The sequence below is a fragment of the Nocardia sp. NPDC058518 genome (genome assembly GCF_042719655.1).
Taxonomy (GTDB): domain Bacteria; phylum Actinomycetota; class Actinomycetes; order Mycobacteriales; family Mycobacteriaceae; genus Nocardia.
Window position 1 is genome coordinate 40904 of sequence record NZ_JBHXNJ010000003.1, and the last position, 12176, is coordinate 53079.

Sequence of the window (12176 nt, forward strand, 5' to 3'; positions counted from 1 at the left end):
ATGTTTCCCCAAAAACACGACAGCCCCGGTCAATGACCGGGGCTGTCGATCAGCATCAGTACTCAGGGACGCTTGTCGGTATCAATCTGCTCGGTCGGCGCGTCGTAGTCCCCACGGGGGAACTGCGTAGTCGGCGCGTCGTCGCCATCCCACCGACCGGCGGTGTCATCGGGCGCGGCAGTGGGCGCGGGCGTCGGACGCGACCTACGAGGGCTCGCATGAGCCGCAGTGCCACCACCGCGAAGCCCGAGGAACAACCCGGCCAGCAGCGCCAGCACACCCAGCACACCGAACACGATCGGCACCACACGACCGAACAGCGACAGCTTGTCGGTGTTCTCCTTGGCGATGGCGATCTGCGACTCGATGGTCGCCTCGTCGAACACGATGTGCGACTTGAGCGCCGTCACCTCGGGCTTGTCACCGGACCGCGCGTAGAACAGGTGGATCGCTTCCCCACCCTTGATCACGGTGCCGGTCTGCGGCTCGACCCACAGGTCACGCACGTTGGTGTAGTAGCGCGTCATGGTGACGGGGGTGTCGCCACCCTCGACGCCCCACTTGGCGGCGGGCAGGGTGAGGCGGTTGGTCGGCGACTGCACGACGTCCCAGGTGCTGGTGACCGGCGCGGTCATCTGGAACCGGTACACCTTCATGCTGTTGATCTCGGTCTCTTCGATGAAGTTCGCGTCGAAGGACTTGCGCACGTTGATGTCGAAGTACGGGTAGGTCTTCTTCTCGGTGCCGATCGGGAAGCGGTAGCCGATGCCGGTGTGCTGCACCGGCTCCATGACGCTGCCGTCCTTGTTCACGGTCACCGCGATCGACCCGTTGGGTTCGGTGTCCACCGGCATGCCGGTGGTGCGCGAGATGGTGACACGGTCGATGGCGGCGGTGAGCAGGCCGGTGTCGCCCTGCACATCGGTGCGCCGCAGCGTCTGACCGGCCTGCAGCGTCATCTCGTCGGCGTTGGAGGGCTCCTCGACGGTGACGAAGCGCTGGGAGATCAGCGGCACATCCTTGTTCACCACGGCGGCACCGTCACCGGAGGTCAGCGACTTGGAGTCGAGGACGAGGCTTTCCTCGCCCTTCTGATTCTCCGCGATCGTGGTGATCTCGAGATCGAGTGGAGTCTTGGCTACTTTGCTCACCGTGTAGGTGGGGATCATCAGCGCGGCGACGAGTAATGCCGCGCCCAGACCCACGAGCACACAGGCGACCGTTCTTCTGGTACCGGCACTCAGTGCCATGCAAACTCTCCTCGTCGTTCGAACACGGATGGCCCGGTGGTCTGGTATTGCGCCACAGGCACTCGTGAGCCCCGACACTAACAGCCCAGGCTCCGAAGGTGCGGTGCTGTGCCATGGAAATCGCCGACACGGCAGACTGGACATCGATGACGACCGCTACCGCCCCCGTTTCGCCCCCGCGTGCCTTCGTTCCCGCCCTCGAAGGGATGCGCGGGATGGCTGCGCTCGGTGTGCTGGTCACGCACGTCGCGTTCCAGACCGGAACGAGCCGGATAGCTGTCCTCGGCCCGATCCTGGAACGCTTCGATATGGCGGTCGCGGTGTTCTTCGCGCTGTCGGGTTTCCTGCTGTGGCGTCCGCACGCGGCGGCCGCGCACGGTCTCGGCCGCGCGCCGAGGACCTCGCGCTACCTGTTGCACCGGGTGGCCAGGGTCATGCCCGCGTACTGGGTCGTCGTGGTGTTCGTCCTGCTGTTGCTGCCCGGCGCGGCGCATTCGGCGAACCTGCGGGTGTGGCTGTCGAATCTGAACCTGCTGCAGGTGTTCGTACCGCTGACATTGACCGATGGGCTCACGCAGATGTGGAGCCTGTCGGTGGAGATGGCGTTCTACCTGGTGTTGCCGCTGCTGGCCTGGCTGGTCGTGCGATTGCGCGGCCCCGCGGCCAGGTGGCGGGTGCCGGTGCTGTGCGGGCTGGTCGCGGTGTGTCTGACCTGGAATCTGTGGCCGATCCCCACGCCGGACGCGATCCACGCCGACAATTGGCTGCCCGGCTACATGCCGTGGTTCGCGGCGGGCATGCTCCTTGCGGAACTGATCCACCTCGTTCGCCCTGAGGTCCGGTGGGCCCGGATCCTGTCGAGTCAGCCGTTGATGTGGGCTGTCGCGCTCGCGGCGTTCCTGCTCTCGGCGACCGAGTTCGGCGGCCCGGCCGGTCTGGAACGCGCGCAACCGTGGCAGTACGCGATGAAGATGGTGCTCGGCATGATCCTCGGCTTCTGCCTGCTCGCGCCCCTGGTGGTGCGCCGGGCCGACGCCCCGCACCGCTGGCTGGAATCGCGAACCGCCGCGATCCTCGGCCGCTGGTCCTACGGCATCTTCCTGTGGCACCTGGTGGTTCTCACCGTGGTCTTCCCGGTCTTCGGCATCATGCCCTTCCACGGCCACTTCCTCTACGTGCTCATCCTGACCACCGCCCTCACCCTCCCGCTGGCCGCCGCGAGCTTCGCGCTGATCGAAGAACCGGCGCGCCGCTGGGCGGCCCGCTGGGATCGGCGGGCCGCGGCCGCGCGCGCCGAACGCGAATCGGTCGAGAGTTCGGCTGCGAGCTGAGTCGCGGTCAGCGGCGGCGTGGGAGTGCCGCCACCCCGACGGCGACGACCGCGATGACCGCCGGTGCCTGGGCCCACAGCGAGCCACCCATGTATTCGGTACCGGAGCGCCAGGTCCCGGTCGACAGGGCCGCCGCCGAGACCAGCGTCCCGATACCCGCGAGCCAGGGTAGGGTCCGCGCCGTCGTTGCAGGCCGGAAGTAGCTGCAGCCCAACGCGATCAGCGTGCAGGCCGCACCGAACGGTCCGGAGATGACCGCGATCACGCCGGTCAGCCCGATCGCCGAGATCCAGTTGACACCCCAGGTGGTCGGTGCGGGCCCGGCATCGGCAACCGCACGTCGGCGCGGAATCGCGAGCAGCACAAGGGGAATCAGCAGCAACAGCCCGCCGAAGATCGCCAGCCGATACCAGCGGTCCGCCGGGAACGACACCGTGATCTCCCCGCTGGTTCCTGGCGGAACGAGCCACGCCTGCTGCCAACCGTCGACGACGATGGGCGAGAGCTCCCGTCCGTCCGCGGTGTGCGCCTGCCAGCCGACATTGGTGCTCAGCGGCAGAACCAGCACCTGAGTACCCGAATCTCCTGCACCGGCGGGGGTTTCCGGTGCCGCATCGGGAGGCGCGGCCGTGGTTTCGCTGGGATCGGCGGGGTCTTCCGGTGTGGCGTCAGTCGGGGTGCTGGTCTTGCCGGGGTAAGGGTCGGTGCGGGGCAGGCGTAGCCGGTCGACGGTGAACAGTTCGGTGGGGGCGACGGTGAGGTCGGGGTGGCCCGGGAGGAGTTCGATGTCTGCCGCGTCCTCCGGGCACGGTTGTGCGGAAACCGGAGCACCGGAGCGGAGTTCGTCGGAGGTGGCGGTGATGGTCGTGTGGACGGCGCGCCCACCGATGGCGATCACCGGCCCCGTGTCGCAGCCGATGGTGACGAGCCGGTCGCCGGGGGCATGCGCGGGGTACTCGGGGCCGAGCACCTCGACTTCGGCCAGGCCTGCGGGTTGGGTGAGGACGAAGCCGAGTGCGGTGCGGTCGAGCACCTCGTTCCAGCTCTGGATGCTGATCTCGACGCGATCGGTCTCGGTGGGGTACAGCGAGATTCGGGCCGGTTCGCCGTGCTCGCGTTCGGGCAGTTCACGGATCTGCGGGCCGTTGCCCAGGTTCACCGCGACAGAGGTTGCTGTCGCGGGCAGTCCGCCCAGCGCGGTGGTGATGTCGAGTCCGGTCACCGTCGTCGGTTCCGGAAGTTCAAGTACCAGTGTGGGTCTGCCGCCCGCGAGTCCGCGCACGGTGGACTCCGGTGCGGTCCAGGTGGTCTTCGGGTCGCCATCGGTGGCGGCGAAAGCGGCACCGCGCAGGTCGGCGACATCGGCCTTGCCACGTGCCACCGGCCTGGTCGGGTCGGTGAGCAACGCCTCCAGCGCGGGCCCGGGGCGGGTGCGCACGGTGAGATCGGTGCTGACGGTGAGCGGCTCCGGTACGGAGAGAGTGCGGCCGAAGACGCCGGGCTCTTCGGCGGGCAGACCGAGTCCCTTGCTGCAGTGCACGCGGTCGGGACCGTCGAAACAGTTACCGCGACCAGGGAATTCCTGTCCGAGATCCCACCCGCTGACAACTGTTCCTGCGGCGACATCGGGCAGCACGACCCGGTGCCGGATGTCGACGCGCACCGGCTCTTCCCGATTCGAGTAGTCGTCGAGCGTGAGCTCGCTGATCCCGAATTGCCCACCACGCGTGCCGGTTTCGGTGCGGGCGGCGGAGATCATCACCCAGTCGGATTTGCCCGCGGGCAGCGCGACAGACACGGGCTCGCCGGGTTCGGTGATCCGCGCCGACACCGTCCCGCGCGAGGTGCGGACCTCGACCCACTTCACTGGATCACCCAGCGCCGCCGCCGTGGTGGTGAAGCGCAGCGAGCCGTTGGCGATCGGCTTGTCCAGATCGAGTCGAATCCATTGCCCGAGAGCCGATTCGGACCCATTGCTGATCCACGCGGTACTCGGATCGCCGTCCACGGCGGCCGCGGTGGAGCTACCGGGTGCCGCCCCGCCGATCTGGGTGGCGTCGGCGGCGGAGCTGGACGCGGTGACCTTCGCGCCCGACCACTCGCCCTGCACGAGTTCGGCGCCGTCGACCGGGTAGTCGGGGACCAGATTGTGGGTGCGCCGGGCGTCGTCGGCGGCGCGGACCGCCGAGTTGTGGTTGTCGACCCGGCCGAAGTCGGACTCTCGATCCATCGGGGTGTCGGTCACCAGTGCGGGCTGCGGCGGTAACCCGGCACGTCGTGCGTCCGCTTCGAGAAGTATTGGCGTCGTGGGGTTCTCGCCGTCCCGGCGCACGCGCTCCAGAACTTCGGGACCGCCCTGGACGACAGGGATCGGATCCAGCGGGGTGGTGTACGCGCCGGGGAATCCGGGCGGCGCCCCGGTGCCGCTGCGCACGTCGACGGGTGTGCCGGGCGGCGGCACGTCGACCCGGTAGATCTCGACCGCCGGATAGGCGGGCAGCAGATCGTTGTCGACCACCAGTCCCGCGTCCGCCGCGCGCGGCCCGATGTTAGCGCCGAACGAGGCCACCTTGGTCAGCCCCGGCGAACCCTCGATCGCGCGGTGCGCCAGTATCGGACGCGTGGAACGCGACGTCTCGGGGTCGAGGTCGTTGCGCAACACCAGGACTCCGATGCCCTGGTCGGCGAGGGTGGCGGCGAGACCGGTCGACGGCCTGCCGTCGGCGATCAGCCGCTGCACCGAATCCATCGCGCGAATCGTGCCCGGCGGATTCAGCGGTACCGCATCACGTACGGCCCATGGGGTACTCGCCAAGGCTTGGAGCGGTTCGTCGCGGGTGAGTCCCCAGATCTGACTGCCGAACGGCGCGCCGGGCACGACCAGCGCGCGGGTGTCGGCGGCATTGTCGGCCAACCAGTCCGCGGTATCGGTCCAGTAGGCGGGCACCCGGTCGTAGGCCCCGCGCGGGGCGAGCCTGCCGGTCCACGCCAGTGAGGTCGCGAGAGTGAGCGCGGCCAGGATCAGCGCCGCGACAGCGACCATCCGATCGCGCTCGGGATGGGCGAAAGAGCTGCGCCACACCGGCATCGGCACCGAAGCGGGCAGCGCGACACGTCCGAGCAGGTGCGCCAGCCCCACCACGAGCGGCAGCCGGATCAGCGGTTCGAGCTTGTGCACATTCCGCAGCGGCGCACCGCCGGAGTCGAGGAAGATCCGCACCGATTCGGCGAACGGCCCACCGAGCGTCCCGACATACCCCGCACAGATCCCCGCCAGCCCCACGCACAGGATCAGCGCGAACCTGCCCCGATACGGCATCGACGACCGCGCGAGTCCGGCCATTCCCGCTGCCGCGAGCAAGCCGGTCGCCAGCACCGCGGCGGGCTGGGTCACCAGCACCGCACCGGCGATCCGCTCCGGCGAGACGAACGGTGTCCAGCTATCGGTCCCGCGCAGCACCTCGCTCAACGCCGCCCACTGCGTCGTCACCCCCGACGACTCGATGAAATCGAGGAACGGCGGACTCACCTTGCCGAGCAACAGCAGCGGCACCACCCACCAGAAAGTGGCAAGGACCAGCAGCGGAATCCACGCCCGGGTGAACCGCCACCACTGCCGATTCGGTCGATAGGTTGCCCACCACAGCGCCGCGGGCAGGAACGCCGCCACGGTAGCCACGGCATTGACCGATCCCATCAGCGCCAGCGCCAGCGCGCTTCCCGCGGGAGAGAGCGGGCCGCCGCGCCGTCGTTTCAGCGCCGTGCCGAGGGCCGCGGGCGCGAGCAGAACCCACGGCGCCAGCATCATCGGCAAGGTTTCCGAGGAGATCGAGCCCAGCGTGGTCAGCACTCGCGGCGACAAGGCGAACGCGATGCCCGCGATCACGCGCGACCCGCGCGAGCCGATGCCGAGCGTTTCGCACAGCTTGACGATTCCCCAGAACCCGGCGAGCAGCAGCAGCGCCCACCAGACGCGCTGGGTGACCCACGCGGGCAGTTGCAGGAGGTGCCCCGCGGAGAAGAAGGTGCCGTGGGGGAAGAAGTAGCCGTAGGCCTGGTTCTGGACCTGGCCCATCGGGGCCTGGCTGCTCCACAGGTGAGACGCCCGCGCGAGGAAACCGAGGGGGTTCTGCGCGAGGTCGTATTTGGTGTCGGCGACGGTGAGGCCAGGCGCCTGCGCGAAGGTCAGTACGAAGGCGGCTACTACCGAGCCGACGAGCCAGCGCCAACCCAGTGGCGCCTTGTCCGGTTGCCCCGATGCGGGGCGCGACGCGCGGGCGTTCGCCTCAGCGGCTGCCGTATTCAGGGGCGTTGAGCAGCGAGGAGTCTTTGTCACCGCTGCGGTCGATCGAGGGCGCCGTGTTCTGCTGGACGGCCGCCGTGATTGCGAAGACGGCGATCGCGCTCAGCAGGGCGCCGCCGACCGCGCTGGCAACAGCCGGAACAGCAAACTTCATCGCGCACTCCAATACGCTCGACGTCGGGGCCTGTCTCCGGTCAACCTAGCAGGTCTATCGGGCTCGGTCGGTCGTTGGGCAGCTCGCAACGCAGGGCGCCGAGCAGGGTTCGGAGTTTGGCGGTGGTCTCGGCGAGTTCGGCCATGGGATCGGAGGCCGCCACGATCCCGCCGCCCGCGCTGGCTCGAAGGACGCGCTGATCGGCCGATAGTTCGCCGCCGCGAATCGCCACGACCCATTCGCCGTCGCCGTCGTCGCCACACCAGCCCACCGCCCCGCCATAGAACCCGCGCCACGGTTCATCGGTGGTGATGGTGTCGAGCGCGGCGGCGAAGGGCGTGCCGTTGACGGCGGGCGTCGGGTGCAGCAGCAGTGCCAGGTCGAGTGCGGTGGTCGACGAATCGCGCAGCACGCCGTGGATGGGCGTGGCCAGGTGCCAGACCTGTTCGGTGCTGAGGAGTTCGGGCGCGTCGGGGATGTGCAGCTCCGCGCAGACCGGCGCCAATTGCCAGCGGATCCAATCGATCACGAAGGCGTGTTCGTCGTGATTCTTGGCGCTGGACAGCAGCGCTCGGGCCTGTGCCGCGTCCTCGGCGGGGTCGGCGAGGCGGGGGAGGGTGCCTGCCAGCGGGTGCAGACTCACGCGATCGCCGTGTCGTGCGACCAGCACTTCGGGCGTCGCGCCGATCAGCGTCTCGCCTTCCCGCCCCGCCGCGGACAGGTCGACCGCGTACACAGCGGCATTCGGATGCCTGGTGAGCAGGTGGCCGGCCAGCACCTCGGGGTCGAGCGGCGCGTCGGCCTCGAGCACCATCGACCGCGCGGCCACCACCTTGCGCAGCTCGTTCGCGGGGTCACCGAGCTGCTCGACCAGCTTCGTCACCCGCGCCACATGCTCTGCCGCGCTCGGCATCTCGGCCACCACCCGCACCCCGGGCAAATCCGGCAGTGCGGCGGGCCGCCACGGACCCGCGGTGTGCAGCACGCTCTCGGGCTGCCAGAGCGCGGCGGCCGCCCGCGGATCGAACGGCAGCGCACCGACGATCACCTTCGGGGCGGCGGTCCGGCGCAACGCCTCGACCGCCTGCCTGGGATCCGAATACGTCGCGCGCACGCCCGAGGTCCGCAACACCGCGTCGGGTCGAGCGAGCAGGAATTCGTTCATGGTGCTTCGACCATAACTCCGTCACCGTGGCCCCGATCCGGGAGAGCGACCGAACTCTCACTGCTCGGCGGCACCACGAAGACCCGCCGATCGCGGCGAACGGCTACTGCTCGGGCGGCACCAGGAAGACCGGCCGATGGCCGTGCTTGAGCACCGCTTCGGCGACGCTGCTGTGCAAGAGCGCGCGTAACCCCGTGGAACCGCGCGTACCGGCGACGATGATGTCGACGTCGAGCTCATCGGCGCAATCCACGATGGCGTTCCAGATCGTGTTCGTGCACTCGGCGGTGCGCGGTTCGGCGTCGATTCCGGCCAGTTTCGCCAGGTGCACGCCTTCGGCGTTGATCTTGCGTGCATCGGAGTAGGCGATGTCCTCCACCTCCTCGTCGGGCACCCAGTCCGGCTGCATCACCCCGGCGAGCCCGGAGATGCGCGCGGCCTGGCGCACCATCGGTTCCCATGCGGTGAGCAGAATCGCGCGTTCGGCGGTGAGGAACCGCCCCGCGTACTCGATGGCTCGTTTGGCGTGTTCGGAACCGTCGTAGGCGATGAGCATCCGATCGCATGCCATGACGACCTCCTGCGCTGGTCGGAGCGGCTTTTCCATCAGATTACCCCCGGACGGCGTGTATCAATCCGAACCGCGGTGGTGGGGTTCGTGCCGGGAGCGAGCTACCGTGGAGCGCATGCGGAAATCGCCTGTGGTCGTGTTCGCAGTCCTCGCCGCCGTTGCCACCGCCTGTTCGGGAGGTTCGTCGACCGAGACGGCGCCCGCGGCGACCAGCAATGGAGTGGCTGCCCCGTCTGCCGCCGGGGATCCTGGTTCGCCTGCTTCGGCGACCCCGATTCAAAGCAGTTGTGGCGCAGACTATCTCGCGAAACTCTCCCAGCGAGAGAAGCTCGCCCAGTTGCTGACCGTTGGCATCACCGGTTCGGCGGACGCCTCGAACGTGGTGAGTACGGAGCAGGTGGGCGGAATCTTCGTCGGCAGCTGGACCGATCCGAGCCTGCTCGACCGCACCGCGCTCGACGCGGTGAAGGCTCAGGCCAAGGTGCCGCTGATGGTGACCATCGACGAAGAGGGCGGGCGTGTCTCGCGCGCGAAGAACGTGATCGGCGCCGTGCCGTCGGCCCGCGAGATCGCGCAGACCCAGACCCCCGAGCAGTTCTACCAATTGACCCTGACCAGGTCGAAGGCACTCAAGGACGCCGGCATCACGGTCAATTTCGCGCCCGATGTCGATGTGAGCAGCCAGCCTGCCGACAGCGTGATCGGTGACCGCTCCTTCAGCGACGACCCGAAGGTCGTCTCCGAATTCGGGGGCGCCTACATTCGCGCGTCCAACGAGGTGGGCCTCGGCTCGGTCATCAAGCATTTCCCCGGCCACGGTTCCGGTTCCGGCGACTCGCACACCGGCGCCGTGACCACCCCGCCGCTGGATCAACTGCAGGACTCCGACCTGGTGCCGTTCCGCGACCTGGTGACCTCCGGCGCGGCGGTGATGGTCGGTCACCTCGACGTCCCCGGCCTGACCGAGCCCGACGTGCCCGCCAGCATCAGCCCGGCCGTGATGACGCTGTTGCGCGAGGGCAAGGGCTACGGTGCTCCGCCGTTCGACGGCCCGATCTTCACCGACGATCTCAGTGGCATGGCCGCCATCACCGCCCGTATGTCCATCGCCGAGGCGGTCGAGGCCACGCTCGTCGCGGGCGCCGACAATGCCCTGTGGATCAGTACCGATGCGGTGCCGCAGGTGCTCGACCGTTTGGAACAGTCGGTCTCGAGTGGCAAACTGCCCGCCGACCGGGTCGACACTTCCGTACTGCGGATGGCGCGCTACAAGGGCGTAGCGCTGGGCTGCTGATCGCACCCGGCGACTGTGCGGCAAATGAGCGCGGGTGAACTTACCTTGAAGTAAGATAGGTGGTTCACCCTGCGGTAGGAGAGTGGATGGCAGGCGGGACCAAGCGACTTCCCCGGGCGGTTCGCGAGCAACAGATGCTCGATGCCGCTGTCGAGGTGTTCGCGCGCAAAGGCTTCCACGACACGTCGATGGATGCCATCGCCGCCGAGGCGAAGATCTCCAAACCCATGCTCTACCTGTACTACGGCTCCAAGGACGAGCTCTTCCGCGCCTGTATCCAGCGCGAGGGCCTGCGTTTCATCGAAGCTGTCGCGCCCGCGGGCAACCCGCAGCTGACCCCCCACGAACAGGTCCGCACCGCCCTGGAGGGCTTCCTCGATTTCGTCGACCGCAATCGGCAGTCCTGGCAGGTGCTCTATCGTCAAGCTATTGGTCAGCAAACTTTCGCCTCGGAAATCGACAATGCCCGTGAGCGGGTCATCGAGCTCACCGCGAAACTGCTGGAATCCAGTGCCAAGAACGCCGACCCCGGCACCAATTTCGAGGTCGTCGCGGCGGCGGTGATCGGCGCGGGTGAGGCCATCGCCGACCGGGTGGCCAGCGGGCGGATCGAAGTGGCCGAGGCTGTCGACCTGCTCGACGATCTCGCCTGGCGCGGTCTGGCCGGCCGGAAGAAGATCGACTAGCGGTTGCGGCGGCCCCGTCGGCCTGCGAAGGTGCACGGTTGACGTTTCACGACAGACGGGGTGGCAGTGTTCGGTGTGTTGAAGCCGTGTGCGCACGGTGCGGCGAAATATGGCATCGATCCGGGGCAGTGGCAGGCACACATGTGCGGGCTGTGTCTGGGTCTGCGTGACGGGCACGGTCAGCTGGCCCGCGCGGCAACCAATACCGATGCGATCGTGCTCAGTGTGCTCACCGAGGCGCAGGCGGGTGCGGGCGAGCGCACGACTGCCGGTCCGTGTCCACTGCGCGGTATGAAACGCGCTTCGGTGGTCGCCGCGAGCGCGCCGGGCGTGCAATTGGCCGCGACGGCGTCACTGCTGTTGGGGGCGGCCAAGATCGGCGATCACGTCGATGACGGAGATGCCGCTGCCCTCACTCGTCGACCGATGCGGAGGGTGTCGAACACCTGGGCCGCACGAGCCGAGCGGCAGGCCGATCTGATCGGGCTCGACGTGCGGCCCATGCTGAGCGCGATCGCTTCCCAGTCCCTGCTCGAGTCCCGCGCGACGGCCGCGCGAGCGCTCGCTGCGGGTTCGGCCGCCGACTCGGCTGATTCTGTTGCAGGGCACCGTAGTCCGGGAATTCAGGCGGTCGAGGTGATCACGCTCGATGAGCTCACCGGCCCGACTCAGCTCTGCGCGGCTACGCTGTTCGGTCATACCGCCACTCTGGCCGGTCGCCCGGAAAACGTTGCGGCTCTAGAGGAAATCGGGCGGCACGTGGGTCGGATCGCGCATCTGGCCGACGCCATCGAAGACCTCGAACGTGACCGTGCCCGTGGCCGCTTCAATCCCCTGGAAGCCACCGGCACGGATATGCCACGTGCCTATGATCTGCTGCGCGAGAGCGAGTCCCGCATCCGCCAGGTCGCGGCCGAGGCCGAACTCGACCAGCTGCCGACCGTGCGCTGGGCGCTGCTCGATCCGCTGGCGAGCCTGCTGCGAAACCTCGGCAAAGGTCTGGGCATCGTGGTCGGCCACGTCTGCCGCGCTTCCGTCACGGCGCAACAGCGTTCGCCGTACGAATTCCCGTCCCCGCCCGAACAGCGACCGAACCGGCCCGGTCCGCTCGAGACGCTCGGTGTGGTCATGGGCATCTATTGCACCGGTCTGGCCTGCTGTTTCGACCACACCAGCCCGTGTACCGGCGAGAAAAAGGATGCCTGGGCCAAGCGCTGCGATTGCGGTAGTTGCTGCGATTGCGGTGAGTGCTGCGGTGGTTGCTGCGGCGAGGACGGTTGCTGCAGCGGTTGCGGTTGCGACAGTTGCGGTTGCGACTGTAGCTGCTGACGAAAAAGGCTCGGGGGGGGGGGGGTGACCCCCGCGCGCGGGCCCCGGTACAGGGGGTGATATACACACACCCGCGCCCCCCCGAGCGAAGAG

Annotated in this window: 9 protein-coding genes; 4 read left to right on the forward strand and 5 right to left on the reverse strand. The window is 68.5% G+C overall.

The window, feature by feature from the left end:
• Nucleotides 1–62: 62 nt before the first annotated feature.
• Complete coding sequence (locus tag ACFWPX_RS07225; RefSeq protein ID WP_378926607.1) at nt 63–1250, reverse strand: DUF3068 domain-containing protein; 1188 nt, start codon at nt 1248–1250, stop codon at nt 63–65.
• A gap of 146 nt (nt 1251–1396) precedes the next feature.
• Between ACFWPX_RS07225 and ACFWPX_RS07230 the strand changes: the two genes are divergently transcribed.
• Nucleotides 1397–2581: an acyltransferase family protein gene (locus tag ACFWPX_RS07230; protein WP_378926608.1), complete on the forward strand. Its 1185-nt coding sequence runs from the start codon at nt 1397–1399 to the stop codon at nt 2579–2581.
• Nucleotides 2582–2588: 7 nt separating this feature from the next.
• Here ACFWPX_RS07230 and ACFWPX_RS07235 read toward each other — a convergent pair whose 3' ends face one another.
• From ACFWPX_RS07235 to ACFWPX_RS07250, 4 genes are all read right to left on the reverse strand, one after another.
• Nucleotides 2589–6917: an alpha-(1->3)-arabinofuranosyltransferase gene (locus tag ACFWPX_RS07235; RefSeq protein ID WP_378926609.1), complete on the reverse strand. Its 4329-nt coding sequence runs from the start codon at nt 6915–6917 to the stop codon at nt 2589–2591.
• Nucleotides 6868–7038: a DUF2613 domain-containing protein gene (locus tag ACFWPX_RS07240; RefSeq protein ID WP_022566695.1), complete on the reverse strand. Its 171-nt coding sequence runs from the start codon at nt 7036–7038 to the stop codon at nt 6868–6870. Before ACFWPX_RS07240 ends, ACFWPX_RS07235 begins: the two co-directional genes overlap by 50 nt.
• A 40-nt stretch (nt 7039–7078) precedes the next feature.
• Nucleotides 7079–8203, reverse strand: a complete 1125-nt coding sequence (locus ACFWPX_RS07245; protein WP_378926610.1) for an isochorismate synthase MenF — start codon at nt 8201–8203, stop codon at nt 7079–7081.
• Nucleotides 8204–8306: 103 nt separating this feature from the next.
• Complete coding sequence (locus ACFWPX_RS07250) at nt 8307–8774, reverse strand: universal stress protein (RefSeq protein WP_378926611.1); 468 nt, start codon at nt 8772–8774, stop codon at nt 8307–8309.
• Nucleotides 8775–8889: 115 nt separating this feature from the next.
• Between ACFWPX_RS07250 and ACFWPX_RS07255 the strand changes: the two genes are divergently transcribed.
• From ACFWPX_RS07255 to ACFWPX_RS07265, 3 genes are all read left to right on the forward strand, one after another.
• Nucleotides 8890–10068 (forward strand): glycoside hydrolase family 3 N-terminal domain-containing protein, encoded by a 1179-nt coding sequence (locus ACFWPX_RS07255; RefSeq protein WP_378926613.1) that lies wholly within the window; start codon nt 8890–8892, stop codon nt 10066–10068.
• An 86-nt stretch (nt 10069–10154) separates the two neighbouring features.
• The gene (locus ACFWPX_RS07260) at nt 10155–10754 is read left to right on the forward strand and encodes a TetR/AcrR family transcriptional regulator (protein ID WP_378920415.1); all 600 of its coding nucleotides are present in this window, start codon (nt 10155–10157) and stop codon (nt 10752–10754) included.
• 60 nt (nt 10755–10814) lie between these two features.
• Nucleotides 10815–12083 carry a DUF5685 family protein gene (locus tag ACFWPX_RS07265; protein WP_378926614.1) on the forward strand — a complete coding sequence of 423 codons (1269 nt, stop codon included), beginning with the start codon at nt 10815–10817 and terminating at the stop codon, nt 12081–12083.
• Nucleotides 12084–12176: the final 93 nt, after the last annotated feature.